The sequence below is a fragment of the Salipaludibacillus neizhouensis genome, assembly GCF_002886185.1.
GTDB lineage: Bacteria > Bacillota > Bacilli > Bacillales > Salisediminibacteriaceae > Salipaludibacillus > Salipaludibacillus neizhouensis.
On sequence record NZ_KZ614147.1, the window covers coordinates 576635 to 602492 of the forward strand.

At 39.5% G+C, this 25858-nt stretch carries 22 protein-coding genes and 2 pseudogenes; 20 read left to right on the forward strand and 4 right to left on the reverse strand.

Annotated elements, in window-relative coordinates; translation table 11 throughout:
* Window positions 1–408: 408 nt before the first annotated feature.
* The 6 genes and pseudogenes from CEF18_RS19730 to rbsK form a co-directional block, all read left to right on the forward strand.
* A pseudogene (locus CEF18_RS19730) lies at window positions 409–834 on the forward strand (peroxiredoxin-like family protein); the annotation flags it as partial.
* 127 nt (window positions 835–961) lie between these two features.
* On the forward strand, window positions 962–2338 hold the full coding sequence (locus CEF18_RS19735) for a PAS domain-containing sensor histidine kinase (protein WP_110938220.1): 1377 nt from the start codon (window positions 962–964) through the stop codon (window positions 2336–2338).
* Window positions 2339–2651: 313 nt separating this feature from the next.
* A complete protein-coding gene (locus CEF18_RS19740; RefSeq protein ID WP_110938221.1) occupies window positions 2652–3170 on the forward strand; it encodes a DoxX family protein in 519 nt (172 codons plus the stop codon).
* Window positions 3171–3301: 131 nt separating this feature from the next.
* Window positions 3302–5020, forward strand: a complete 1719-nt coding sequence (locus CEF18_RS19745; protein ID WP_110938222.1) for a transglutaminase domain-containing protein — start codon at window positions 3302–3304, stop codon at window positions 5018–5020.
* 161 nt (window positions 5021–5181) lie between these two features.
* Window positions 5182–5409, forward strand: coding sequence for a hypothetical protein (locus CEF18_RS19750; RefSeq protein ID WP_110938223.1), 228 nt, complete (start codon window positions 5182–5184; stop codon window positions 5407–5409).
* A gap of 230 nt (window positions 5410–5639) precedes the next feature.
* Window positions 5640–6524, forward strand: a complete 885-nt coding sequence (gene rbsK, locus CEF18_RS19755) for a ribokinase (protein WP_110938224.1) — start codon at window positions 5640–5642, stop codon at window positions 6522–6524.
* 21 nt (window positions 6525–6545) lie between these two features.
* Here the strand turns inward: rbsK and CEF18_RS19760 are convergent, their stop codons facing one another.
* The gene (locus CEF18_RS19760; protein ID WP_110938225.1) at window positions 6546–7064 is read right to left on the reverse strand and encodes an acyl-CoA thioesterase; all 519 of its coding nucleotides are present in this window, start codon (window positions 7062–7064) and stop codon (window positions 6546–6548) included.
* Window positions 7065–7233: 169 nt separating this feature from the next.
* On the opposite strand from CEF18_RS19760, the gene CEF18_RS19765 reads away from it, so the two are divergent.
* The 3 genes from CEF18_RS19765 (at window position 7234) to CEF18_RS19775 (ending at window position 9416) form a co-directional block, all read left to right on the forward strand.
* Window positions 7234–7575 (forward strand): CHY zinc finger protein, encoded by a 342-nt coding sequence (locus CEF18_RS19765; protein WP_110938226.1) that lies wholly within the window; start codon window positions 7234–7236, stop codon window positions 7573–7575.
* Window positions 7576–7796: 221 nt separating this feature from the next.
* Window positions 7797–8627 carry an ABC transporter ATP-binding protein gene (locus CEF18_RS19770; protein ID WP_110938227.1) on the forward strand — a complete coding sequence of 277 codons (831 nt, stop codon included), beginning with the start codon at window positions 7797–7799 and terminating at the stop codon, window positions 8625–8627.
* Window positions 8628–8630: 3 nt separating this feature from the next.
* Window positions 8631–9416, forward strand: coding sequence for a (2Fe-2S)-binding protein (locus CEF18_RS19775; protein ID WP_110938228.1), 786 nt, complete (start codon window positions 8631–8633; stop codon window positions 9414–9416).
* A gap of 356 nt (window positions 9417–9772) precedes the next feature.
* Here CEF18_RS19775 and CEF18_RS19780 read toward each other — a convergent pair whose 3' ends face one another.
* Window positions 9773–11794 (reverse strand): iron ABC transporter permease, encoded by a 2022-nt coding sequence (locus CEF18_RS19780; RefSeq protein ID WP_223292409.1) that lies wholly within the window; start codon window positions 11792–11794, stop codon window positions 9773–9775.
* A 5-nt stretch (window positions 11795–11799) separates the two neighbouring features.
* Entirely contained in the window at window positions 11800–12876 is a 1077-nt protein-coding gene (locus tag CEF18_RS19785; RefSeq protein WP_110938230.1) for an ABC transporter substrate-binding protein, read from the reverse strand.
* Between the two features lie 458 nt (window positions 12877–13334).
* Between CEF18_RS19785 and adh the strand changes: the two genes are divergently transcribed.
* From adh to CEF18_RS19835, 11 genes and pseudogenes are all read left to right on the forward strand, one after another.
* Window positions 13335–14855 (forward strand): aldehyde dehydrogenase, encoded by a 1521-nt coding sequence (gene adh, locus CEF18_RS19790; protein WP_110938231.1) that lies wholly within the window; start codon window positions 13335–13337, stop codon window positions 14853–14855.
* A gap of 2 nt (window positions 14856–14857) precedes the next feature.
* Entirely contained in the window at window positions 14858–15223 is a 366-nt protein-coding gene (locus CEF18_RS19795) for a DUF779 domain-containing protein (RefSeq protein WP_110938232.1), read from the forward strand.
* 85 nt (window positions 15224–15308) lie between these two features.
* Window positions 15309–15923, forward strand: a complete 615-nt coding sequence (locus tag CEF18_RS19800; RefSeq protein WP_110938233.1) for an FMN-dependent NADH-azoreductase — start codon at window positions 15309–15311, stop codon at window positions 15921–15923.
* 88 nt (window positions 15924–16011) lie between these two features.
* The gene (locus tag CEF18_RS19805) at window positions 16012–17007 is read left to right on the forward strand and encodes a LacI family DNA-binding transcriptional regulator (RefSeq protein WP_110938234.1); all 996 of its coding nucleotides are present in this window, start codon (window positions 16012–16014) and stop codon (window positions 17005–17007) included.
* A 609-nt stretch (window positions 17008–17616) separates the two neighbouring features.
* Window positions 17617–17943 carry an alpha-amylase family glycosyl hydrolase gene (locus CEF18_RS19810; protein WP_456114871.1) on the forward strand — a complete coding sequence of 109 codons (327 nt, stop codon included), beginning with the start codon at window positions 17617–17619 and terminating at the stop codon, window positions 17941–17943.
* A gap of 18 nt (window positions 17944–17961) precedes the next feature.
* A pseudogene (locus tag CEF18_RS27345) lies at window positions 17962–18123 on the forward strand (hypothetical protein); the annotation flags it as partial.
* A 70-nt stretch (window positions 18124–18193) separates the two neighbouring features.
* The gene (locus CEF18_RS19815; RefSeq protein WP_110938236.1) at window positions 18194–18919 is read left to right on the forward strand and encodes a ThuA domain-containing protein; all 726 of its coding nucleotides are present in this window, start codon (window positions 18194–18196) and stop codon (window positions 18917–18919) included.
* 21 nt (window positions 18920–18940) lie between these two features.
* Window positions 18941–19966 (forward strand): Gfo/Idh/MocA family protein, encoded by a 1026-nt coding sequence (locus CEF18_RS19820; protein WP_110938237.1) that lies wholly within the window; start codon window positions 18941–18943, stop codon window positions 19964–19966.
* Between the two features lie 11 nt (window positions 19967–19977).
* Window positions 19978–21018 (forward strand): Gfo/Idh/MocA family protein, encoded by a 1041-nt coding sequence (locus tag CEF18_RS19825; protein ID WP_110938238.1) that lies wholly within the window; start codon window positions 19978–19980, stop codon window positions 21016–21018.
* 16 nt (window positions 21019–21034) lie between these two features.
* Window positions 21035–22003, forward strand: coding sequence for a sugar phosphate isomerase/epimerase family protein (locus CEF18_RS19830; protein WP_110938239.1), 969 nt, complete (start codon window positions 21035–21037; stop codon window positions 22001–22003).
* A gap of 184 nt (window positions 22004–22187) precedes the next feature.
* Window positions 22188–23561, forward strand: a complete 1374-nt coding sequence (locus tag CEF18_RS19835) for an aspartate kinase (RefSeq protein ID WP_110938240.1) — start codon at window positions 22188–22190, stop codon at window positions 23559–23561.
* A 76-nt stretch (window positions 23562–23637) separates the two neighbouring features.
* Here the strand turns inward: CEF18_RS19835 and CEF18_RS19840 are convergent, their stop codons facing one another.
* Window positions 23638–25680: a methyl-accepting chemotaxis protein gene (locus CEF18_RS19840; protein ID WP_183040944.1), complete on the reverse strand. Its 2043-nt coding sequence runs from the start codon at window positions 25678–25680 to the stop codon at window positions 23638–23640.
* Window positions 25681–25858 lie beyond the last annotated feature (178 nt).

Below are 25858 nucleotides of genomic sequence, written 5' to 3' on the forward strand. Positions count from 1 at the left end.
AGCTCTTCTTGCATTGATGACAAGCTTTAATTAATCGTCATTCTTTATTGATAGAGTATTACTAGAGGAGTAATGGAGTAAGTAACTAGAATAGACACAAATCTTGTATGCCGGCTATGAGTTTTTTCTATCAAGCCGGCATTTTAAATGCAAAGGAAAACCAAATGACGGAAAGTTATGTGATTTAATGTATTTGAAGGTTTTATAACTTAAGTCATGTGACTATAAAATATAGATGTTAAAGTGCATTATAAAAGGGGTAGGAGACATGAAAAGGGGGAAGTTTGTATGCACTTAAATTATCCTGTGGAAACCCAAAATGATGGTGAGAGAACTCTTTCGTCAATCGTAGAATCCCTAAATTGTGTGCTCGTATTTGCAAGACACCTTGGTTGACCATATTGTCGAGAATATCTCACGCAGTTGCGGGAGTCCAATGAAAAAGTGGAAGAATACGGTTTTAGAATTATTGTAGTTGCACCTTCCAATGCAAGATTTATTAAGCAGTTCTTAGATGCTTACGGTTCATTTCCTTTTGAAATAGTAGGTGATCCAAAGCGCAAAGCCTATAGTGGATTAGGTCATCAAACAATGCCTAAAGCGAAATTATTGTTAGCTGCGGGACTAGGTGTTATCACAGGAAAAGTTAAAAACTTTATTCCTAAAGAAAAATCAAAGAAAAATGTGGTTATGAAGTCGATGAAAAACGCGGACGTATACATTCAAGGTGGAACTTGGATATTTAATGAAAAAGGAGATCTCCTTTGGAAACATATTGATAAGTCCCCTGATGACCACGCAAAGATTGATGATATACTCAGGCAATTAAACTAGTTTTAGTCTAGAAATATTCATAAATCCCTTATCATTCAAAAGAATAGATAAGGGATTTATTAGTTTATATGGTAAAATTTAAAGAGTGAAAGTGAAGTACGTCACTTCCAACCGGAGGGTAGATTTAATGAAGCATTTTAAGCATGAAGAGACGGTATCGCTATTAAACTCGATTGGTGAAAATATTTTTATTACTAATACCGATTTTGATATTGTATGGATCAATGATTATGCGAATGAGTTAATTGAAAAGTTAAGTGAGTATATACTAGTAGAGTCGAAAGAAGATCTCATTGGCAAAAATATGAGTGTGTTTCATAAGAATAATGGAGAATCTCAAAGGAGAATTCTTACAGAAGGTTCTTTCCCTTACGAATCAAAAATAATCTTGTTTGATCGTTACACCGCAAGTATCGTCATCAATCCATTTATTATTAGAGATCAAATAGAAGGATACGTACTTACCTGGAAAGATGTCACCGTTTACGAAAAGGGACTAACAGATATTAATGATGCCTTGGATCAATCGACTATTTTGACGTATGTAAATGATAAAGGTGAAATTACCTATGTGAACGATAAATTCTGTGAGCTTTCTAAGTATAAAAAAGAAGATTTAATCGGCAAACATTTCAAGTATTTACATGTGGAAGGTTATTCGGACAGTTTTTATCAAGAGATTAATGAGACAATTGAAAAGGGCGAGAGCTGGCGGGGTGAACTTTGCCAAAAGGCCAAAGATGGATCGGTATATTGGGTGGATAAAACGATTGTTCCATTTATGAGCGGAAGAAAACCTTATCAATTCGTTGCAATTCAGCAGGACATCACCTATAAGAAAGAGGCGGAAGTGATGCTTCGTCGATCTGAAAAACTGTCGGTGTTAGGGGAGTTAGCGGCAGGGGTTGCCCATGAGATTAGAAACCCATTAACTAGTATTAAAGGTTTTACTCAGATAAGTACCCTTCCGGAGTCTAACAAACAGATCATGTTGGATGAAATTGAACGGATAAACTTAATCGTAAATGAGTTTATGATGTTAGCAAAGCCTGATCAGGTAAAATATCAATCGAATGACGTTATTGCTATACTTCAATACGTAGTAAATCTTTTACATTCAGAATCAAATTTAAAAAATGTGCACTTTCAAATGTCCAATGAAGAGAAACAAATCTTTATTAATTGCGAAGAAAATCAAATGAAGCAAGTTTTCTTGAACATTTTTAAAAATGGTATTGAAGCTATGCCTGAAGGTGGAGTTATTCGTATATCTGTTTCGATAAAAGAGGAAAGAGTTTATATAACTATCGCGGATCAAGGAGTCGGTTTGTCCTCTGAGGAAATAAAGAGATTAGGAGAGCCTTTCTATTCTCTAAAAAAAAATGGAACTGGTTTAGGATTAATGATGACCTTTAAGATTATAGAAAACCACGATGGATCCTATAAGATCGAGAGTGAAGAGGGCAAAGGAACGATTCTGACATTGTCTTTCCTAAAACAGTGAATATGATACCCCCCTTATAGCTCACCTGCAAAGGTAATCTATAAGGGGGTTTCCAGTATCTTCGTAAGGCGTTGGGGTCGGTTTGAAACTTTGTTCACAAGTTCATAAACTGTTCACTTTTAGGGCATTTATTACAATCCATTCTGCGGGATACTATTGGTGAAAGGAAATAGTGATCACTTCCTTAACAATTAAATAGTTAGCTCTTATTTTATCTTCATATGTGAATCATTGAACAAGGGTTCAACAAAAAAAATTATCGTTTCATGTGAATTTATTCACAATATATTATTATACTAGGGAGGAATATAAAATGTTTATGAACTTTTTGAGAGAAAACCGTTATGCAGTAGGGATTTTAACACTAATTAGAGTGTATATTGGCTGGTCTTGGCTCACTGCAGGGTGGGGGAAAGTAACTGGAGAATTTAATGCAGCAGGATTTTTGATGGGTGCTATAAATAATGAAACCGTGATAGAATATTATCCAACGTTTCATGCGTTTTTAGAAAACTTTGCTATTCCAAATGCTGAAATGTTCAGCGTCATGGTAGCATGGGGCGAACTTCTTGTTGGACTTGGATTGATTTTCGGTGTATTAACTACGACAGCTGCGTTTTTCGGAATTATGATGAACTTTGCGTTTATGTTTGCTGGCACGCTCTCTACTAACCCTTGGATGGTTCTTTTCACGATCTTTATTCTAGCGGCTGGTTATAACGCAGGACGTTTCGGAGGCGACCACTGGGTTATTCCTTTCATTCGCCAACAATTCTTAAACAAGCGAAACAAAAAAAGGAAAGTTGTAAATGATACTGTAACAGCATCTTAACCTGATAGTTACTCATCCACACCTGGATCCTTTAAACGAGGAACCGGGTGTTTTTTGTCATCATCATAAATGGATATCTATGCTAAAATTATAGATACCTAGATTGGACCGATGGATGGGAGAGGGATTAGATGACTCAGACTCGGAAATTAGTCGTTTTTATTTGTACATTCACTTTTCTTCTAATGGCAGGGTGTTCAGAACCAGAAGAAGAAACATCCGTTACTGTGGACACCGGGGAAGAAACCGAGAATCAAGAAGAAACAAAAAAATTCGAGGACGATGTGATAGAAGAGCCAGTTCCTGAAAGTATGGAGCTTAGTGACTATGCAGATGAAATTGGTTTTATGCTGGATTCACCTAAAAAAGAAAAGTTTGAAGTCAATACTACGTTTGAAGTTCAAGGGAGTATTGAGGAAATAAAGAAGTTAGTAAGTGATGATATTTGGATCACCCTGACACGAAATAATGGTGTGCGTGATCTTGAAACAGATGACTTTAATTATTATTTACCATTAGAAGGAGGAAAGTTTAAGCAAACACTTTCTCTCTTTCACGGAAAAGGTGAATACGAAGTGCGAGTGAGAGCACCTAGTAATAAGTCAGGTGAAGAAGATCGATATTATGACGTAGCAGTCTTTGATGTTGTTAATCGAGATGATAAGATTCAAAGAGAAATCGAATACACACAATTTGGGAAGCAACATGGGATATCCCTGATTAGTCCGAAGTTAGGACTAAAGGACAGGGAAGAGAGTGTATATATAGAAGGCACTGTACCAGAGGATCATCATGGAAAGATGGTACTAGTTCAGGTGGAAAAAGATGAAGAGAAGCGCCAACTGGTTTTTGCGATACATGGAGATAGGTTTGCAGGCGATGTCCCGCTTTATTTCGGGAAGGGTATTCACCAAATACGGGTACAAACCATTGCTGATGGTGAAGAGTATTACTATGACTCTGCAACGTTTTATGCGGATAATCAGTCTACAACGGAAATGGCAAAAATGGAGAAGTTTAATCAATATATAAATCGAGGAGTAACAGTTTACGAACCGTCTTGGAGCGAACCGGCCTTGCAAGAGAAACTGAAATACAGGGTGAGGGGGAAAATTGATTCGGAAGTAGCTGGAGCAGATGACATTTCACACATGATCGTGACAGTGAATAAGCTCGACGAAGACAAAAGCGTAGCGAATTATTTTGTTCCAGTAGAGGACTATATATTTGATGACGATGTATATTTTCGTTTTGGACCAGGAAGGTATGAGGTAGTAATTAATGTCCCTGATTTAGATCAACGAAATCAATCCGTATTTTATTATCAAGGGGTTATGAGGACAGAACATGAAGTAATGAATATTGAAGATAAACGGGATTTACTCCCATCACGAGGAATAGAATCGGATCACCCGAAGATCATTGATAAAGCGAAAGAGGTTACGGCTGGTTTAGAAAGCGATCGAGAGAAAGCGAAAGCGGTCTATCAGTTTGTAGCAAAGCACGTGGCATACGACGTTGAAAAAGCCGAACAGGATTTGTTTAACCTTGATGACAGTGCGTTGTCGACGCTGGATTCCGGGAGTGGTGTTTGTCAGGATTATGCCTTTCTTGCGACGGCTCTGTTACGGGCAATTGGAATCGAATCTCATTATGTTGAAGGTTATACTGGAGAACGTCACGCTTGGGTGGAAGTCAAGGTTGATGGGGAATGGATGGAGATGGATCCTACTTGGGGAGCGGGTTATGTTCAAAACAGAAAATTTGTTTTTCAATATAATGAAGATTATTTTGATCCGGATCAAGCGTTCTTAGATAAAACCCATCGTCGCGAGGGGATCATGTACTAAGTGGATACGGGATTAAGGATTAGGCTGTTTTCTATAAGTGTTTCTTCATTTCCAAACGGGAGGTATTTGAATTCACTGCATTAAGCTACCTAAACGAACAAAGTTTAAGATATTACTAGAGGGGAAAAGCGTTTAATATAAAACTGTTTAGGAGTGGTAACGTGAGCGATGAATATAGAAAAGAAGAAAAAGTAGAGAAAAAGCCCGGGCTAGTCGGAGCGACATTCATTAAATACGCTTTTATAACTGTCATTCTCCTTATAGTGTTATTCTTTATTGCTAATTATCTCCTTCCAATGATTCCTGGCGGTGAAGGCAGTGGCACGATGATGTATAATGCGCTTGATACGTCGATTAGTAGTGATGTCGATAAGCCTATTAGTGGCTAGTCAATTTTACTCTAGAATATAAAAAGGAGTGCGGTCCATGGGACTGCACTCCTTTTTAGTTATTATCAGTAGGATTCTAGCATTCGACCGATAAATCCATTTTCTTAGGGGTCTTCTTAGGGGTCTGCCCCCCAAAAGGTACCGAGTTTACAGGAGGGGGAAATCGTAATAGTATTTGTGTAAGTGATTACATATCAACTTGTAAAAATCAGGTGGATGGAGGAAGGGAAATGAAGCGAAGATCATTAACAGTTGTTGGAAGTATTAACATGGACATGGTAACAACTACGGAGGTTGTTCCTTCAAAAGGAGAAACGGTTCTGGGAGAAAGTTTTACTACTGCTTATGGTGGAAAAGGGGCGAACCAGGCAGTTGCAGCAGCGAGATTGGGTGCCGATGTACGGATAATTGGCAGAGTAGGTTCGGATCCATTTGGTTCTATGCTTAAACAAGGCTTGACGGAGAATGGAGTTACTACTGACAGTGTTAACGTTGTTGAGAATTGCAGTTCTGGCGTTGCAACGATTATCTTGTCGGACCGAGACAACCGGATCATTGTAACACCGGGAGCAAATGAACATGTGACGAAGGAATATGTCGAGCAATTTAATCAAGAGATAGTAAGCAGTGACGTGGTGTTACTTCAGCTGGAGATTCCTCTTGAAACAGTGAACTATGTTCTGGATCTATGTTTTGACCATGGTGTCCAAGTCATTTTAAATCCTGCCCCGGTTCAAAATATTGCTGTCGATAAATTAAAAAAGGTAACCTTCTTAACCCCTAATGAGTCGGAATGGGAGGCTTTTGGAGAGGTGAGCCTGCAAGAGCAAAGTTGGAAAGAGAAAGTAATTGTTACTCGGGGGGCACGAGGTGCTTCCTTTTATGCTAATCGTTTGGAAGTACTTGTCTCAGGTTACCAAGTCAATCCTGTGGATACAACGGGTGCGGGGGATACGTTCAATGGGGCGTTGGCTGTAGCTGTTGCGGAGGGACGGTCGATCCAGGAAGCCGTACGTTTTGCGAATGCAGCTGCGGCCCTGTCTGTCCAATCATTTGGAGCGCAGGGCGGCATGCCGAATCGGGAGCGGGTTATTGCATTTATGGAAGGTAGTTGATAACACGTGAGGAAGCTCCGACTATTCTTCTTCTTGGCCCGGTCCTAGGTCGGTAAGAATGCTGGCGAGCTTTTTACTTTGTTGACGGCCTACTTTACGAAGACGGGCTCGTTCTGGTGCTGTATCGTGCAAATAGATTTCCTCTTCTGATTCCGGTTTGATGGGAGGAACATCTGTAGGCTTACCTTCTTCGTCTAAAGCAACAAAGGTGAGGAAGCTTGTTGCAGCTACTCGGCGATCTGCGGTAAGTAGATCTTCTGCAACGACTTTGACGAATATTTCCATGGAACTCCTGCCGGTCCACGAGACGTGTGATTCGAGACAGACGGAATCTGTTTGACGAATGGGATGAAGAAAGTCGACGGAATCGATCGAAGCCGTGACGCATTCTTTCCGGCAGTGACGAGCGGCGGAGATAGATGCTAGGTCATCGATGTCCCGGATTAATTTCCCGCCAAAAAGTGTATTGTGATTGTTCGTATCTTGAGGGAAAACTCTTCCTGTTTTAACAACCCTCGATTGTTTACATGTCTTAGTCATTGTTCGCTGCACGCTCCTTAAATTCAATTGTTTCTATGGTTTGTAATTATATATGAGTTTGTTCTAAGAAACCAGCTGGTAAAATGCTTAATCGTAAAACTAACAAAAAAGCGAAGAGAACTGGAAAATTTTTGCGGGTCTGTCCCCCCAGATATTAGGAGGAGTTTGAATGTGGATTCATGGCGTAGAAGTGATGGGGAAAGTGAAAGATAAGGAGACGAGGTGTGTGCATTACCATTCTGAATTGGATAGGGTGGCGATGAAATTCTATTGCTGTAATACGTATTATTCTTGTATTCACTGTCATATAGAATCAACAGATCACCCGGTGTCGAGGTGGCCGTTAGAGGAGTTTGATGAAAAGGCAGTGCTGTGCGGTGCGTGCGGGACGGAATTAACCATTCATGATTATTTCGATGGAGGGGCGAGCTGTCCGACCTGTCAGGCTGCGTTTAATCCTGGTTGCGAGCGACATCATCACCTTTATTTTTCGGTAGATAAAAGGAAATAAATGGGGGGACTGTCCCCATTTGGTTTTCGGGTATTTAATTGCGACTTTTTTCTGTGCAAAAATGGAGTAATGCCTATAGGATTCGTTGCAGTTGTGTGAAGTTAACAGAGTATAAGAATCGGTTCGGAATTCTCATTGCAATTTAAGAGAGAGACCGTTATAATTTAACTGATAACGATTATCATTATTAGTCTAGTAGAAAAGTGGAAGGGGTATTTTCCATGTCCTATGTATCAGCGCAGGGGTTGTCCGTTGCTTACGATAATCATGTGATTGTAAAAGAAATGAATGTTGAGATTCCTGAGGGGAAAATAACATCTATTATCGGACCAAATGGATGTGGTAAATCAACACTTCTCAAAGCTATTTCAAGAATTAAGAAGCCGCATAACGGTATTGCTTATCTTCAAGGGGAAGATATTCATAAAATGAAAACAAAAGATGTTGCTAAAAAACTGGCAATCTTATCTCAGGCACCTGAATTACCAGGAGGACTTACTGTTGAACAACTTGTCTCTTATGGACGGTTTCCGCATCAGAACGGATTACAGCGTCTGAGCTCGAAAGATAAAGAAGCTATTGTTGCAGCTCTGAAAAATACAAATTTAATGGAATTTCGTGATCGTCCGGTGGATGCATTGTCTGGTGGTCAGCGCCAACGTGCCTGGATTGCTATGGCCCTTGCACAGGAAACAGAGTTACTGTTTCTGGATGAACCGACGACTTATTTAGATATGGCGCATCAAATGGAAGTCCTCGAACTTCTTGAGCGTCTCAACCGTGAAGAGGGCCGTACAATCGTGATGGTTATTCATGATATTAATCATGCGGCTCGATTTTCTGACCATTTGATTGCTTTAAAAGACGGAAAACTTCTTTTTAATGGTGATCCCTATCATATTATCTGTCCGCCTGTGCTAAAGGAAATCTTTCATATCGATGCCTATATTGGTAAAGATCCTCGTACGGGGAAGCCGGTCTGCATCACTTATAACTTATTGCCTGAAGATGTGTCTATTAAAAAAGACGCAGGTTTATTGCAGGAAGTTTAGTAGATGATATTTTTAGATGAAGTAGCAGAAGCGGAACAACAGAAACTATTAGGGGTTCATTCGGGAGAAATAAAGGAAGGATTACTTTTTAGCATAAATACAGCATTATTTCGGACGCGTGAAGGTGTCTCTTCTTATTTAAAGTGGTATGCCCAAGAAGTGAATGCTCCTTCGTATGATGTCGTAGGCACTTTTTGGGCAAGCCGCATGGGAAGATATGTTACCTTTATTCACTGGTGTATTGCACGAGGAGTGAAGTTTGAGCATGATTGGGACATTGACATCTCTTACGTGAATAATGAAAACGGGAAGGAACCTTCCATACATTATATGGTTGGAGATTCAATGATGGAAGTTGTTCACGATGGGGACAAAGTAGCTCAGTTACATGACTTTTATCAGTATTATCTAAGTCCGATGGTTCATGAAGTTGCTAATGCGTGTGAACTGCGTTCTTCGATGCTGTGGGGGCAACTTGTACACACGATTCCGTTCTTTTTAAAGCAAATTTCCGGGCATGAGAGTGATGAGTTCGCAGCAAATCTTATGACGGATTGGGATCATATGAAGAATAATGCTCCTGCAGAGGTGTTTGCAGAGAGAAAGAATCCCTTTCCATACCGCAGCTTGGAAATACCCAACCCTAAAAATAAAAATGAACCAATGCATACAAAATCATCTTGTTGCTTGTACTTTAAACTAAGTGGTAACTATTGCTACAGTTGTCCACGAATGAAACCTGCAGAACGGCAGGAGAGGTATGAGAAATTAAAACTGAAAAATAAATGATAGAAATGGTGTGTCAAAAAGGTGAAATACTTTTTGATACACCATTTTTTTACAGATGAGGATTTATAAAATTAGAGCTATCTTTACGACACGCGTGTCAAGGGAAACCCATCCTTGACACTTAAATGATGGTGGCTAAAAGATCACGCTGTATTTAATAAAAGACGGCTATGCCGTTTTTCTTAAAAGATTCTTATTTTCTATCGAATAAAGGTGCTCGAATCCGCTCTAGGCGGACGTTTTTCGCGGATCATCCACGGAAAGCGAGTGGTAATTCTTCCAAACAACTTTCGTGATAGAAAAGAGAGTGACTCTGGGGTCACTCTCTTTAACTTTTATTTGGTCATTCAGGCAAACTAGACCTTCCTTTTACGCATTAACCATAACAGGAAAGGCGCACCAATCATTGCTACCACGATACCTGAAGGGATCTCTTTGGGTGCTAACACTAAACGTCCCAATGCATCCGCCCAAACAAGGAAGCCGCCACCAATAAGCATACTTAAGGGAAAGATCTTCCGATTGTCATGGCCGACGATCATTCTAGCTATGTGCGGAGCTACGAGTCCAACGAATCCGATTGTTCCTGCGGCTGCTACGGAGCATGCGGCGATAACTGTAGCTAAAATGGACATGGACCAGCGCAAGAGAGTAACATTCAGTCCTACACCGATAGATGTTTCTTCTCCCAAGGCTAACAAGTCTATCTGCTTCATGAAGTAAAATGCAATCGGCACAATGACGAGCAATGGGCCAATTAAAAACCATTGCAGTTCATCGAATCCTCGAGCGTAAGTACTGCCGGAGAGCCACGTTAAGGCCGATGCAGCATTAAGGTTAAAACGTACGATCAAAATTTGGATAATAGCAGAACCTACTGCGGAGATACCGATGCCCATTAAAGCCATGACAGCGGGTTGGAAGTGCATTTTCTTTGATAATAATAATACGATTGCTACGGCAATGAAGGAACCAATGATTGCACCTAATGGTATCCAAGCAGCAGATAAAGCAGGGAAAACATAAAGAATCAGCATAGCGCCTACTCCAGCACCCGAAGTGACCCCAATAACCGAAGGATCTGCCAGGGGATTACGAAGTACACCTTGGAACAAGAGTCCACTGATAGCAAGGAGCATTCCAGTAACCAAAGCAACCAGAACTCTGCTTAACCGTAAATTGATAATGAAAGACCGCAGAGCTGTCTCTTCGGAGTTAATTAAAGCGAGCCAAGTGTTTTGCAGCTCTAGACCTTGACTACCAACGGAAATACCAAAGACTACAGCAGTCACGGTAAAAATAATAGCACCGATCATAACAATGGAATAAGAGACTTTCTTTCCGGAACCACTGCCACTTAAGCCTTCTTTTCGAGAAAGACGAAAGAAGGTGCCGCGATGCTTCCAGATAAGCCAAATAAGCCAGGGCGCTCCAATAAGAGCGGTTACAGAACCGACTGGCAGTTCATTTAACGACGGATCGAGCCATCTGCCGGCCACATCGGCCCCAATCACGATAACAGCTCCCCATAACATGGATGCACTTAACAACCAACCGTGCAAGTACAATCCCATCAGTCGAATAATATGCGGAGCAATGAGGCCAATAAATCCTATTGGACCAACAACACTTACGCTAATTGCGGTTAAAGTGACCGCACCAAGAAACATACTTACCCGGATAAACGTTACGTTTTCGCCAAGACCTTTTGCATGTTCTTCGCCGATAAAAAGCACATCGAATTTTTTCGAAAAGAGCAGTAGGATTGCTAAAAGAGTTAAAGTAGCAGGAACCATGAATTGAGCCCCGGACCAATCATTTTGAACAAGAGTTCCGTTACCCCATAAAAATAACCCTGCAGTCTCATATTCAAAGAAAATTTGGATCGCAGAAGTAAAGGCGGAGAAGGTTAACGTTAAAACCATACCAGCAAGTGCCATTCGGACTGGGGTAGCTTGGCTGCCGCCAGATATGAGAAATACAAGAACAGCCGCAATAGCGCCTCCGGCAAAAGCGAGTACGAATCCATTTACCGGAAGACTAGCCGGTAGAAAAACGGCACCTAGAATAACAAGTAAATAAGCCCCTGCGTTAACACCTAACGTAGCAGGGGATGCTAATGGATTCTTCGTCAAAGTCTGAAATAATACGCCCGCAGAAGCTAAAGCCGCACCAGCCATGATGCCAACGACAATTCTAGGTAAACGCAGCGTCCGTATGATTTCATGTTCAAGTTCTTCTCCATTGCCGAAAATAGCTTCCATAATAATCGAAAGGGTAATGTCGACGGATCCTTGTTGAATATGTATAAAAGAAAATAAAAATAAGAGAGCTGTTCCCCCTCCGAATATGAGAACAGCTTTATAAAATAAATGCAATGGGATTACTCCTCACTAAATAGTTGAAGAATTTCTTCAGCAAAAACTTCTGCAGCTAGAGGACCACCAAATACCCAAGTATCCCCTGGTAAAGCATATGTTCTTTCCTCTTCTACAAATGATAACCCTTCCCAAACAGAATTACCAGCTAGCTGATTTTCAAAAACATTGTCTTCATCCTGTACAATGTAAATAAAGTTGGCATCCTGATAAGGCTGTAAGCTTTCCACGGATGTTTCACTATAGCCATATAATTCAAAATCACTGCCGTCAAATGCATTGGACATCCCTACATTTTCCAGTATTTGTACAGCCATCGCATTGTCGGTAAATAAGCGTAGAGTTGCTGTTTCATTAGCGCTGAATGCTTGCGAGAGAACAAAACCATTACCTGCGTTTTCACTTTCTTCTATTCCAGCAGCAACTTCTTCATACGTGGATTCTAAGTTACCAAGTACTTCTGCTGCTTTTTCTTCTTCTCCTAATGCAGTTGCCATTGTTTCAAAAGTTGTAACCATTTCTTCGTACTGATCTTGTTCTCCTTCTTCAGGATAAGGGTTGAACATAACAGTAGGTGCGATGTTTTCCAACTCACTCTGAATTGCCTCATGTCGGAAAGAAGCCGAAATAATTAAATCAGGTTCTAATCGAGCGATTTCTTCAAGACTCGGTTCTTGACGAGTGCCGACATCGACTACATCAGCAGATAGCTCTGGTTCAACATTCACCCATGCATTGTAGCCTTCGATATCAGCCATTCCAACAGGCTCCAAACCTAAAGCTAACAGATTCTCTCCGTATACCCATTCAAGGACAACGATCCGTTCCGGCTTTTCCTCTAAAGTTGTCTCACCTAGTGCGTGTTCAATCGTAACTGGATAAGCCGCCTCGGAGTCTGAAGTATCAGTCTCTGTGGCTTCATTTTCTGAATTCTCACTTTCAGCATTTGAGTCAGTATTTTCAGTAGGATCGTTTACCTGACCTTCATTTTCTGCTTCAGAGTTATTTTCTTCATTCGTAGCGCCGCAAGCGGATAAAAGCATCACTGAAAGGAGCGTTAAGGATAACAATAAATGTTTCATATAATATAGACCTCCTATTATGTAGTTGATAAAGATTCTCATTATCATTGTCTATCATAATAAAATAATTATCATAGGTCAATGGATATTTATAGAAAATAGATTGGCGGAAAATAGAGATTAGAGTATCTTTCTACTATAGAATGATTCTTAAATTTACTAAGTATGCTCATAGTCAATGTTATTAATAAAACGATCGAAGAAGTGATAACATCTGCAAGTAGGGTATTCGAGCAATTCCGTTTGAAGAAAAAATATAAACAGTAAGAAATATACACAAATAATAAATCTGATAATTGACAAAAAATAGAATGTTGTATAAACTTTAAATAGCCTGCGTGGCCCATTTTTATGACACAAACTGAAAGCGTTTACAAAGTGGTGGGAGGTGACGTTTAATAGGAAGTCTTCAACACGTAAGGTGAACAAATGAATTCTAGTAATTGGGGGAATAGTTTATGACATATGCTAATCCGAATACGAAAGATTCTGTTGTACAATTCAAAGAAAAATATGATAACTATATAGGTGGAGAATGGATAGCGCCAGTAAATGGTGAATACTTTGCTAATCCATCACCAGTGAATGGAAAGCCTTTTTGCCAAGTAGCCAGGTCAACGGAAGTAGATATTGAACTTGCCCTTGACGCTGCACATAATGCTAAAGAGGCATGGGGTAAAACATCCGTCACGGAACGCTCGATTATCCTAAATAAAATTGCAAACCGCATGGAAGAAAACCTAGAAATGTTAGCTATCGCGGAAACGTGGGAAAACGGGAAGGCTGTGCGTGAAACTTTAAATGCAGATATTCCTTTGGCGATCGATCATTTTCGATATTTTGCCGGGGTTATTCGTGCCCAAGAAGGATCACTGGGAGAAATTGATCAAGACACGGTAGCGTACCATTTCCATGAACCTTTAGGTGTAGTCGGACAAATTATTCCTTGGAATTTTCCAATCCTTATGGCTGTTTGGAAACTAGCACCTGCATTAGCAGCGGGAAACTGCGTCGTACTTAAGCCAGCCGAACAAACGCCAGCATCTATATTGTTATTGGCTGATTTGGTGGGAGACTTGTTGCCGCCTGGTGTTTTAAATATCGTGAATGGCTTTGGGCTGGAGGCTGGAAAACCGTTGGCATCTAGTGAACGTATCGCTAAGATCGCCTTCACAGGAGAAACAACGACAGGACGTCTGATCATGCAATACGCATCGCAAAACTTGATCCCTGTAACCTTGGAACTTGGCGGTAAGTCTCCAAATATTTTCTTTAAAGACATAATGGATGAAGATGATGACTTTCTTGACAAAGCAGTAGAAGGTCTACTTATGTTCGCACTTAACCAAGGGGAAGTATGTACATGTCCATCGCGAGCAATTATCCATGAAGATATTTTTGAGCCTTTCATGGAAAGAGTAATTGAGCGGGTGAAAGCCATCAAAACAGGGAATCCACTTGATCCTAATTCAATGATGGGTGCGCAAGCATCCACGGAACAAATGGAAAAAATTGAATCCTACTTAAAAATTGGAATAGAAGAAGGGGCCGAGTTGCTCATTGGAGGAGATATAAATAAACAAAAAGGTGAAAACGCGGATGGTTACTATATTCAGCCAACGATTTTCAAAGGTCATAACAAAATGCGAATATTCCAAGAAGAAATTTTTGGCCCAGTACTGTCTGTGACTACGTTTAAAACGGATGAAGAAGCTCTCGCAATTGCTAACGATACATTATACGGCTTAGGTTCAGGAATATGGACTCGGAATGTGAATACAGCTTACCGATTCGGACGAGGTATTCAAGCGGGGCGTGTTTGGACAAATTGCTATCACCAGTACCCAGCACACTCAGCATTTGGAGGATATAAAATGTCAGGAATCGGAAGAGAAAATCACAAAATGATGCTTGACCACTACCAGCAAACGAAAAATATGCTTGTGAGCTATAGTCCTCAAAAATTAGGATTCTTTTAAACATGGTGGAACGTGTTAAAGCGACAGAGAAAGCACTGACTTTGATTGCACGCTTAAAAGAAGAGCATGGTCCCCTCATGTTCCATCAATCCGGCGGTTGCTGCGATGGAAGTTCTCCAATGTGTTATCCGGATGGAGAACTAATGTTAGGAAGCCAGGATGTAAAGCTTGGTGAAATTGGCGGAGTCGGTTTTTATATGAATAAAAAGCAGTATGACTACTGGAAACATACTCAGATTATTATAGACGTTGTGGATGGCCGAGGGGGGATGTTTTCGTTGGAAGGAAAAGAGGGCAAACGCTTTTTATCGAGAGCAAGTGCCTTTTCTGAAGAAGATATCAAGGAACTTCTGGAAAATCCGTTATAAGTATGAGAAAGATCAAGTAGCTTCCGGTACTTGATCTTTTTTCTATGCTAAGATGTAAATCAAGACAGAAGGGGGCGCACCAGCGATGACTTTATTATATGTAACGGCAAATCCTAAGAAGATAGAAGACTCTTTTGGTTTGCAGCTTGGAGAAGCTTTTTTAAAGGCCTACCAACAAGAAAAACCAGAAGAGAAAATAGATAGGCTGGATTTATTTAAAGTGACATTACCTCCATTAGACACAGACGCTATTAATATGTGGGAACGTCATGGCAATGTGGAACAAAAAGAAGTAACGAATCCATTTGTCGAGCAATTCCTTGAATCCGATCGAATCGTGATCGTCACGCCATTATGGAACATGAGTTTTCCACCTCAAGTAAAAGCGTACGTTGATCATCTTATTATACCTGGAAAAACTTTCGAATTCACAGACGCGGGAATTAAAGGACTCATGCAAACGAAAAAGATCATGCACATCCAATCAAGAGGAGGAGAGTATTCAAAAGGAAAACTCCAGGAATTAGAAAACTCAGACCGTTATTTAAGAACTATCTTTGGTTTGATTGGTATGAAAGACTACACTCATCTTTTTATTGAAGGGACAAGCACTTATCCGGATGAAGTTGGAGAACGTCTTGAAGCAGCGAAGGAACGGGCGAAACGAGTGGTATCTGATTTTGCCTTAGATAAACAGTAGATTTCCGATAATGTATTTTACTTGAGTTTCTATAGGTAATACAGTAAAATATTTATGAAATCGGTTTCAATAAAAAGGGTGGTGCCAAATGTCAACGATATCAGATGTCGCAAAACTATCTGGTTTATCTAAAACAACAGTGTCTAGAGTAATAAATAACTATCCGTATGTTACGAAAGAGAAACGTGAGCTAGTTAAAAAAGCAATGGAAGAACTTTCATATACACCGAGTCCTACTGCTCGCAGAATGAGAGGACAGTTAACGACTTCAATTGGAGTAATCGTTACTCGAATTGTAAATCCCTTTTTCTCTTACCTTGTAAATGCTATCGAGCAGCTAGCCTATAAAAAAGGATATCAAGTCTTGATTTTTCAAAGTAATGGAGACCCTGAGAAGGAGCTCTCCTATTTAAATCTGCTTAAAACAAAACAAGTCGATGGAATAATTATGACCTCTGTGGCTAATGATTGGGAGACTTTAAAAGAGTACACGAATTTTGGACCGATGGTTTTCTGTAATGAGTACCTCTCAAACTCAACGCTTCCCATCGTAAGAATCGATCAAATTAATGGTGTCTACAATGGAATTAAGCATTTAATTGAAAAAGGTCATAAAAAGATCGGCTACTGTACAGGCGGTAGTCTATTTGAGTCTGATGGAAAAAATAATGATCGCAGTATAGGTTTTCAGAAAGCGTTAAAAGAAGCCAAAATACCTGTCAATCCTCGCTGGATCTTTGTAAATCAACTTTCTATAAATGATGGTAAAAATGTGGCGAAAGAAGTAATTTCCATGGCAGACCGTCCAACAGCAATTTTTGCAGGAGGGGATGAAGTAGCAGCTGGGATTTTAATAGAAACAAAGGATCAGGGTCTTCGAGTTCCAGAAGACATTGCAATTATAGGGTTTGACGACCAGCCATTAGCTGAACTATTGGAACCTAAACTCACTACAATTAGGCAGCCAGTAAATGAAATGGGGGAAAAAGCACTTGAGCTGATTATAAGTATATTAGAAGGTCGTGAACCAAAAGAAGCATACGTGGAACTAACTGCTCCATTTATTCAAAGAGGGTCTACATGAGGCCTTTTTGGACTAAAAGTGAAACCGTTACCATTTAACAAAAAAGTTTTTTGAGCTGAATCATTGGTATATAAGGTTTTAGTTACTTTTGAAAGTTTATTCTTATAATTTATTATTGTAACCGATATCAACACGGTCTATAATGGATTTGTAAGAAGGGATAATTTCAATCACAGAGTATAATGAGTCGATTTTTTGAACAAAGTTCAAGAGGATAGTACATGGGAATTATTTTTACTTTTTTGAAACCGATACCAAACGAATATTTAGTTACAGTTATTGATAAAATCAAGTATTATTAATAACTAGCTATTATAATTTATGGTACCGATACCAATGTAGAAAGGAGATGGAATCAAGTATTTAAATAGATTTGTTAATTGTTAAAGCGGCGGAAAGAAATATAAAATCATCATGGACTTGGTATTAACCACACATCAGAAGAGCATCAATGGTTCATCCAATCCGGTATTGACAAGAGTCACACGAAAAGAGATTAGTGTATATGCCCTGACGGAAAAAAGATGGCTCTGCGCCAAATAACCTCCTGATAATCACAATCAACCTGTTTCACTTAACAAATTTATTCCTATTGAGGATATTAGCGACATTTCGGGAAAAATGCTTGCAACGGTGTATTTCCTTCTAAAGGGGATGCCATATATTTATCAGGGGCAAGAAATAGGTATGGCTAACGTCCTTTACCCATCTATTACTGATTATGATGATATAGCTTCGATTGACCAATATCATTCTGCTATCACTGACGGCTATTCAGAAGATGAGGCGTTATCATTCATTCACAATCGTAGTAGAGATAACGCAAGAACTCCGATGCAATGGAGTGAAGGGGAAAAAAGTGGATTCACCAACGGAAAACAGTGGCTAAAGGTCAACCAAAATTACTTCTGTAAAGTTAGAGAATACGTTACATGACGTACAAGGCAATTACGAGAACAAACAAGTCTTGTAATTGCTAACTTTACAAACGAAGAAATCGATATAGTTTTAGAAGAAAAAGTGAAACTAATGATTATTGGAAACTATGATAATGCTTCTATGGACCTTAAAGAGTTGCAACTACGTCCTTATGAGAGTGTTGTCTACGATATTTAAACATAATGAAATAAATACTAAGAGGTTCTTGTGTTTGAGGGCATCTTCTAAATAATTGGGAGGAATTACAATGCAACGAGTTACTGTATGGAATGAGAACAGGCATGAACAAAAAAATCCTAAAGTGAGAGAGATATATCCAGAAGGAATTCATGGAGCGATTGCTTCTTTTTTAAAAGAAGAATCGTTTGAAGCAAAAACAGCGACATTAGACGAGCCAGAACACGGATTAACAGATGATGTATTAAATGAGACGGATGTCCTTTTATGGTGGGGGCACCTTGCACATGATGAAGTAAGCGATACGGTTGTTAAAAAAATACATCAACGAGTACTAGATGGAATGGGATTAATCGTCCTTCACTCCGGTCACTTCTCAAAGATTTTCCAAACGTTAATGGGTACTGGATGTGATTTGAAATGGCGTGAGGCTGATGAGAAAGAACGCTTGTGGGTTGTCGAACCGAGTCATCCAATTGTCGAAGGTATTGGCGAAAGTATTGAGCTTGAAAAAGAAGAAATGTACGGAGAACACTTTGATATTCCTGCCCCAGATGAAGTTGTTTTGATGAGCTGGTTTGAAGGAGGAGAAGTCTTCCGAAGCGGATGTACATTCAAACGAGGATCAGGGAAGATCTTTTATTTCAGACCGGGACATGAGACTTATCCTACGTATCACAACAAACAGATACAACGAGTTATTTCAAATGCAGTGAAGTGGGCGCAACCTACCACTCGCAACATACCAATCCGTGGTAACGCCAAGCCTTTAGAAGACATCAAACCAAAAGACTAATAGTGTTGGAGGGGAAGAGGAATGAATAAAATTCGTGTAGGAGTCATCGGGTGCGGAAGCATCGCTAAATACCGTCATTTACCAGAATACTTAGGGAATCAACTTGTAGATATTGTTGCTGTATGTGACATTGTCGAAGACCGGGTTAATGAAATTGCAAATGATTATGATGCACAAGCGTATACACGTTACGAGGAACTGCTAGCACAAAGCGACATCGACGCGGTCAGTGTATGTACACCAAACTATTTACATGCACCAATCTCTATTGCAGCATTAAACGCTGGCAAGCATGTTTTATGTGAAAAGCCGATGGCAATCTCAACAGAAGAAGCAGAGGCCATGAATGAAGCGGCAGCATCTGCCGGGAAAAACTTGATGATTGGTCATAATCAACGGTTTGTACCTTCTCATCAAAAGGCGAGATTACTGATTGAAAGTGGAGAGATCGGCAAGATTTACAGTTTCCGTTCTGCATTTGGACACGGTGGACCAGAACAGTGGAGTGCAGATGGAGAAGATAGCTGGTTCTTTAAAAAGGAAGAAGCATTCATTGGAGCGATGGGTGATTTGGGAGTTCACAAAACAGACTTACTACGATTTATTTTAGGCGAAGAATTTAAAGAAGTAGGTGCATTTGTCGAAACCAGTGCGAAAGAAAAAGCATCTGTAGATGATACTGCTGTTTGTGTATTGAAAACAGAAAGTGGTGTGATTGGGACACTTGCAGCTAGTTGGTCATATGTGTCTAGAGAAGATAACTCGACAATCATTTATGGGGAAAATGCTATTCTTCGATTAGAAGACGACCCAGTTAACTCGTTGATTATTCAATATAAAAATGGAGAAATTGTAAAATATGAATTAGGTGGCATTCAATCGAATGATGGGGATGGTCAAACGACTACTCATGTCATTGATGAGTTTATTACTTCGATACTAGAAAAGAGGACGCCAGCCGTTTCAGGAGCTGAAGGGTTGAAGTCTCTTCAAGTTGTTCTTGCAGCTTTAGAATCAAGTAATACGAAGCAGTTTACAGCTATTTAAAGGAGTTCACTATGAAAAAATTGAAAATGGGGCTCATAGGTGTCGGGGGGATTGCCCAAGGTCGTCATCTCCCTGCGTACAAACAGTTGACAGATAAAGTTCAAGTAGAGGCAGTGTGTGATATCAACTATGAAACAGCGAGGCAAGTGGCTGAGCAGTTTGAAATTCCGCTCGTATATACTGATTACAAAGAGATGTTCTCAGAGATAGATGCTGTTACAATCTGCACGCCGAATAAATTTCATGCACAGATCACAATTGATGCATTGAATGCAGGGCTACACGTGTTGTGTGAAAAGCCAATGGCCTTAAATACAAAGGAATGTGAAGCTATGATTCTTGCAGCAGAAGAGTCGGGTACTTTGTTATCTATAGGCTATCATTATCGTTTCATGAAGAATTCACAAGCGGCTAAAAAAATGGTAAGTGAGAATGAAATCGGTTTACCGATTGTTGCACGATCTCAGGCATTACGAAGACGGAAAGTACCGGGTTGGGGTGTTTTTACAAATAAGGATTTACAAGGAGGGGGCAGCCTGATTGATTATGGTTGTCACTTTCTAGATCTATCACTGTGGTTACTAGATCATCCAAAACCCATCGAAGTGAGTGGAAGAACGTATAACCATTTAAGTAAAATGACCGAACAGGTTAATGAATGGGGAAATTTTGATGCTGTCACGTTTGATGTGGATGATCATGTTACAGCTTATATTACATTTGAAGGCGGTGCATCACTGCTCTTTGAAACTTCTTGGTCAGCAAATATCAAAGAAGATCATGAAAATGTTAGTATATCAGGCCAACGAGGGGGATTAGATGTCTTTCCTTTTCAATTGAACCAGGCCAAGCATGGGATGTTAATGAACAGCGAAGCCCAGTGGATGCCTGGGGAAGAAAACCCTGGACTCTTTCTGTTGAAAAACTTTGTCGGAGCGTGTCTTGGTAATGAAGAACTAATTGTCAAACCAGAAGAAGCCTTGCAAGTTACCAAGATCATAGATGCCATCTATAAAAGCAGTGAAACAGGTCAAAGTGTGACATTATCATAAAAACGGAGGCGATTGGATGAAATTAGGCGTATTTACCGTCTTGATTGCAGAAAAAAACCTTGAAGAAATGCTAGATCATGTCAGAGACTCCGGTCTTAAAGCAGTCGAAATTGGAACAGGAGGGTACCCGGGAAATGCTCATTGTGATATAGATCGTTTGTTGAAGAGTGAAGAGCTTCGAGCGGAATATTTAGAAAAAGTTTCTTCAAGAGGGTTAGAAATCAGTGCATTTAGTTGCCATGGAAATCCGATTTCTCCTGAAGAGAATTTTGCAAAGGAATCAGATGAGGCGTTAATGAAGACGATAGAGTTGGCAAGCAAGATGGGAGTAACTGTCGTCAATTGTTTCTCCGGTACTGCTGGTGATCACGAAGGAGCTAAAAAGCCAAATTGGCCGGTAACACCATGGCCTAATGAATACTCAGACATCTATAGGTGGCAATGGGAAGAAAAACTGATTCCATATTGGAAACGAGTGGGAGAATTTGCTGAAAAGCATCATGTTAAAATAGGTCTAGAACTTCACGGCGGATTTCTCGTTCATACACCACACACGATGCTCAAATTACGAGAAGCAACTTGTGATGCCATCGGTGCTAATCTTGATCCAAGTCATTTGTGGTGGCAGGGAATCGATCCTGTAGCCGCTATTAAAATTCTTGGGAAAGAGAATGCTATCCATCACTTCCATGCGAAAGATACGTATATAGACCAAGAGAACGTGAACAAGTATGGGCTCATTGATATGCAACCATATGGGGAAGTTCAGTCAAGAGCATGGACGTTTCGCTCAGTTGGCTGTGGTCACAATATGCAAGAATGTTCTAATATGATGAGCGCTTTACGCACTTACGGGTATGATTATGTGATTAGCATCGAGCATGAGGATCCAATTATGTCCATTGATGAAGGTTTTAACCGAGCTGTGAAAAATCTTCAATCTATTTTAATCGAAGAACAACCTTCTGATATGTGGTGGGTATAACATAAGGAAAAATAGCAACCCTTGCTTAGTTGTACATAGCCAAGCGGGGGTTTTTCTATGTTATCTCCAATTTCTTCTATTGCCGAAGATGCTCTACTCTAGTATAATAACGATAACATTTTCTTTATCAGGGATACATTTGTGTTTATAGAAGAGACAAAAGAAAAAAAGGAGTTTTGTCGGAATGAAAGTTGTAAAGTTCGGAGGAAGTTCCTTAGCAAACGGAACTCAATTTAGAAAAGTTGCAAATATTATTTTAGCCGATAAGGAGAGGCGGATTGTAGTTGTTTCTGCGCCGGGTAAACGGCACGAGAATGACATTAAAACAACCGATCTTCTCATTAATTTGGCGGACTCAATTACCAATGGTGGTAATGAATCACTAGCTTTAAACGGCGTTTTAGAGAGATTCGCTGTAATCATCCGTGAATTAGAGTTAAATGATAACTTGCTAACATCCATAGAAAATCACTTAAACGAATTAATTGACTTCTATCGTAATGATGAAGCTCGTTTATTAGATGCACTGAAAGCAAGCGGTGAGAATCAAAATGCGAAGATTATGGCAGCATTTTTGTCTAACCTAGGAGAGGAAGCTCATTATGTTTCTCCGAAAGAGGCTGGAATGATCGTGACCGATCAACCAGGAAACGCAAGGATTCTCCCTGAGGCTTATGGTGAAATACAGAAATTACGTAATCGATCCGGTATCCTTGTTATTCCAGGTTTTTTCGGATATTCAAAACTTGGCAATATCGTCACTTTCCCAAGAGGAGGATCGGATATTTCGGGTTCTATTATAGCAGCAGGGGTAGAAGCTGAAGAATATGAAAACTTCACAGATGTCGATTCTGTGTACAGTGTTAATCCTAACTTGGTTGAAAATCCTCATGAAATGAAGGAAATCTCTTATCAGGAAATGAGAGAGTTGGCGTATTCTGGTTTCTCTGTTTTTCATGACGAAGCTCTTCAACCGGTCGTTATTAAGAAAATTCCAGTCACAGTAAAAAATACGAATCATCCTGAAGCCCCAGGAACAAGAATTGTTTCTAGACGATCACCAAACGGGCAACCAGTTGTGGGGATCGCAAGTGATAAGGATTTTTGTAGCATTAACATAACGAAATACTTGATGAATACGGAAGTTGGCTTTGGACGACATTTGCTCGAAATCTTGGAAGATGAAGGGATATCATTCGAGCATACACCATCTGGTATTGACAATATGTCAGTAATTATCAAGTCCCACCACTTTGAGAATGGCAAAGAAGAACGCGTTCTTCACAGAATCAAAACAGAACTATCGGTAGAGGATGTGCAAGTTGAACGGAATTTAGCGATGGTAATGGTTGTGGGAGAGGGTATGTTCAAAACACTAGGTGTTGCCTCAAAAGCTACCGTAGCATTATCTGAAGCTGGTGTGAACATTAAAATGATCAACCAAGGCTCATCGGAAGTCAGCATGATGTTTGGTGTTGATGAAAAGGACGTAGATTTGGCGGTTAAAAGTTTGTATCATGCATATTTTACTGCGGTAGAAGAGCCAACAAAAGCATAATGAGAATGTGATAAATAGAGAGCCCTGAAGAAATTTAATTCTTCAGGGCCATTTTTTATTAAATTATCGGTCTGTATTATTCCACTTTAAAACGATTAATAACTTTTTCTAAATCTTTCATTGTCGTCTCCAGGTTTTCTGAAAGGCTTCCAAGTTCCTCAGCTGCAGCAAATTGTTCTTCCGTAGTTGCACTGACTTCCTCTGTAGCTGCCGATGTAACTTCAGTAATTCCAACCATATCAGCAATCGCCTTTTCTACTCTTGCCTTAGTGATATCCATTTTACTGATCGAGGTTTCCATCGATTGTGTTGCTAAGAATATTTCATCAGTATCACGTAGTATTTGGTCAAATGAATGTTTCGTTCCTTCAACCGACACTGTTTGCTCATCAAATAAGGCAACTGAAGTTTGAACTAATCTAACGGAGTTATTCGTTTGTCCTAATATACTTTGAATAATCTCCTCAATCTTTTTCGTGGATTGTTTCGATTGTTCAGCTAACTTTCTTACTTCATCCGCAACCACAGCAAACCCTTTTCCGGATTCTCCGGCGCGTGCCGCCTCGATACTTGCGTTTAAAGCAAGTAGGTTGGTCTGATCACTGATGCCATTAATCATAGATACTACATCTTGAATTCCGTTAACTTCAATATTTAGTTTTTCAATCGTATCTTTTATTTCTGTAATATTAGTTCCTACACTTTGATTTTTTTTCGTAAGATCATTCATATGATTAATCGAATCTTGACTTGATTTTTTTGTGTTTGTAGCTGCTTGTGATACTTCATGAACATTTTTGGAGACACCTTGAACTTCTTCCGACAACCCTTTCATTTCTTGGTTTGTTTTTTCAGAGTAATCTACTTGCTCCATTGCTCCATTTGCCACTTCTACGATGGATGACGCGATTTGATCAGCTGTATTAGATGACTGATTTGAAATTATTTTTAGTTTTTCTGCACTTTCTACAGCGTAAGTAGACATTTTTTTATTTTCTAATATAATGTGTTTTATATTTGCTACCATGTGATTAAAGCTGGCACCTAACTGGCCTATTTCATGCTTTCCAACTTCATCTGTGCGAACAGTTAGATCACCTTGTTCTGATTCTTTCATTAAGCGGACGATTCGGTCTATAGGTTTTGTGATAGAAAAAGTAAGAAAAACACCAATCAGGCTGGCAATGAGAGCAAAAATAATAACAAAGATAATAACATATTGAATCACATCATTCATTTCTTGCATTAATGCGGCCCTGGGAGTTGATACAACCACTTGCCATCCATTAGATAAGGGATGGGTCGATAATATTGCATCTTCATTACCTTCGTCTACCACATAATGACTACTGACATCATCCGGCTGACTATTTGTTATAATGCGGTTTTCATCATCGATAATTAACAGCTGTTTTTCGTTTTCGGCGTTTTCAGCATCTTCACCTTCAGAACTAAATACGTCATCAAAAATGTTGGGAGCAAAGCTTGAAACAATAATACCATCTCTCGAACTTCTTAGAACCACCAAATCACTGATAGTATTTTCAGCGTTTTCTAAAGGTAACCATGCAACATTTTCACCATCAAACTGTCCGTTAGCATCTTGTTGAATAAATTCATCAATTTCTAATTGAGTTGGTTTCCCAAGGAGTTCACCATCATTTCTAACGAAAAAGAATTCAGAAAGATGAGAGGTATTGTTGAGAATGTTAGAAAAGTAATCGGACATATCTCTTCTCAGAGAGAATGCTTCTCTATCATCAAGGTCATTAAAGTTTATAGCTAATTGGGAATAAATATCTGGATCGGTAATCGGTCTTGTTGTTAATTCCTCCATTTGTTCTATCGTATCATTAACGTTTTCTGAAATTTGAAACCCTATATCACCACTCATTGCTGAAACTTTGTCTTCTAATGTATTTTTCGAAACACTAAAAACCAAAGTAGCTATAACAATACTAGGAATAATACTAAGTAAAATAAATGAGAGCAACAGCTTATACTTCAGTGATATTTGTTTTTTGGGTCTAACCTTCTTGGATCTTTTAAATGCCTTTTCATTCTTTTTTTTAGGGATCCTTACTTTTGGTACTCTGGGTTTAAATTTTTTAAAATCCAATCGGCTCTCTCCCTTTAAATAGAGTTTTACTTTCAGTCCCATGTAAAAATACTATTGATCGTTCCATGCCCCCCCATCTCAATAGAGCTAAAAATAGTCCTTTCATCTCATGGATTTCCAACTGTTAACGTTAACAAATTAACTAATGACGATAGTTATGAGTATATAGTCCTTTTTA

Coding starts and splice junctions, on each gene's coding strand:
- CEF18_RS19735 (WP_110938220.1), top strand. CDS start 962: ATGAAGCATTTTAAGCATGAAGAGACGGTATCGCTATTAAACTCGATT.
- CEF18_RS19740 (WP_110938221.1), top strand. CDS start 2,652: ATGTTTATGAACTTTTTGAGAGAAAACCGTTATGCAGTAGGGATTTTA.
- CEF18_RS19745 (WP_110938222.1), top strand. CDS start 3,302: ATGACTCAGACTCGGAAATTAGTCGTTTTTATTTGTACATTCACTTTT.
- rbsK (WP_110938224.1), top strand. CDS start 5,640: ATGAAGCGAAGATCATTAACAGTTGTTGGAAGTATTAACATGGACATG.
- CEF18_RS19760 (WP_110938225.1), bottom strand. CDS start 7,064: ATGACTAAGACATGTAAACAATCGAGGGTTGTTAAAACAGGAAGAGTT.
- CEF18_RS19765 (WP_110938226.1), top strand. CDS start 7,234: ATGTGGATTCATGGCGTAGAAGTGATGGGGAAAGTGAAAGATAAGGAG.
- CEF18_RS19770 (WP_110938227.1), top strand. CDS start 7,797: ATGTCCTATGTATCAGCGCAGGGGTTGTCCGTTGCTTACGATAATCAT.
- CEF18_RS19775 (WP_110938228.1), top strand. CDS start 8,631: ATGATATTTTTAGATGAAGTAGCAGAAGCGGAACAACAGAAACTATTA.
- CEF18_RS19785 (WP_110938230.1), bottom strand. CDS start 12,876: ATGAAACATTTATTGTTATCCTTAACGCTCCTTTCAGTGATGCTTTTA.
- adh (WP_110938231.1), top strand. CDS start 13,335: ATGACATATGCTAATCCGAATACGAAAGATTCTGTTGTACAATTCAAA.
- CEF18_RS19795 (WP_110938232.1), top strand. CDS start 14,858: ATGGTGGAACGTGTTAAAGCGACAGAGAAAGCACTGACTTTGATTGCA.
- CEF18_RS19800 (WP_110938233.1), top strand. CDS start 15,309: ATGACTTTATTATATGTAACGGCAAATCCTAAGAAGATAGAAGACTCT.
- CEF18_RS19805 (WP_110938234.1), top strand. CDS start 16,012: ATGTCAACGATATCAGATGTCGCAAAACTATCTGGTTTATCTAAAACA.
- CEF18_RS19815 (WP_110938236.1), top strand. CDS start 18,194: ATGCAACGAGTTACTGTATGGAATGAGAACAGGCATGAACAAAAAAAT.
- CEF18_RS19820 (WP_110938237.1), top strand. CDS start 18,941: ATGAATAAAATTCGTGTAGGAGTCATCGGGTGCGGAAGCATCGCTAAA.
- CEF18_RS19825 (WP_110938238.1), top strand. CDS start 19,978: ATGAAAAAATTGAAAATGGGGCTCATAGGTGTCGGGGGGATTGCCCAA.
- CEF18_RS19830 (WP_110938239.1), top strand. CDS start 21,035: ATGAAATTAGGCGTATTTACCGTCTTGATTGCAGAAAAAAACCTTGAA.
- CEF18_RS19835 (WP_110938240.1), top strand. CDS start 22,188: ATGAAAGTTGTAAAGTTCGGAGGAAGTTCCTTAGCAAACGGAACTCAA.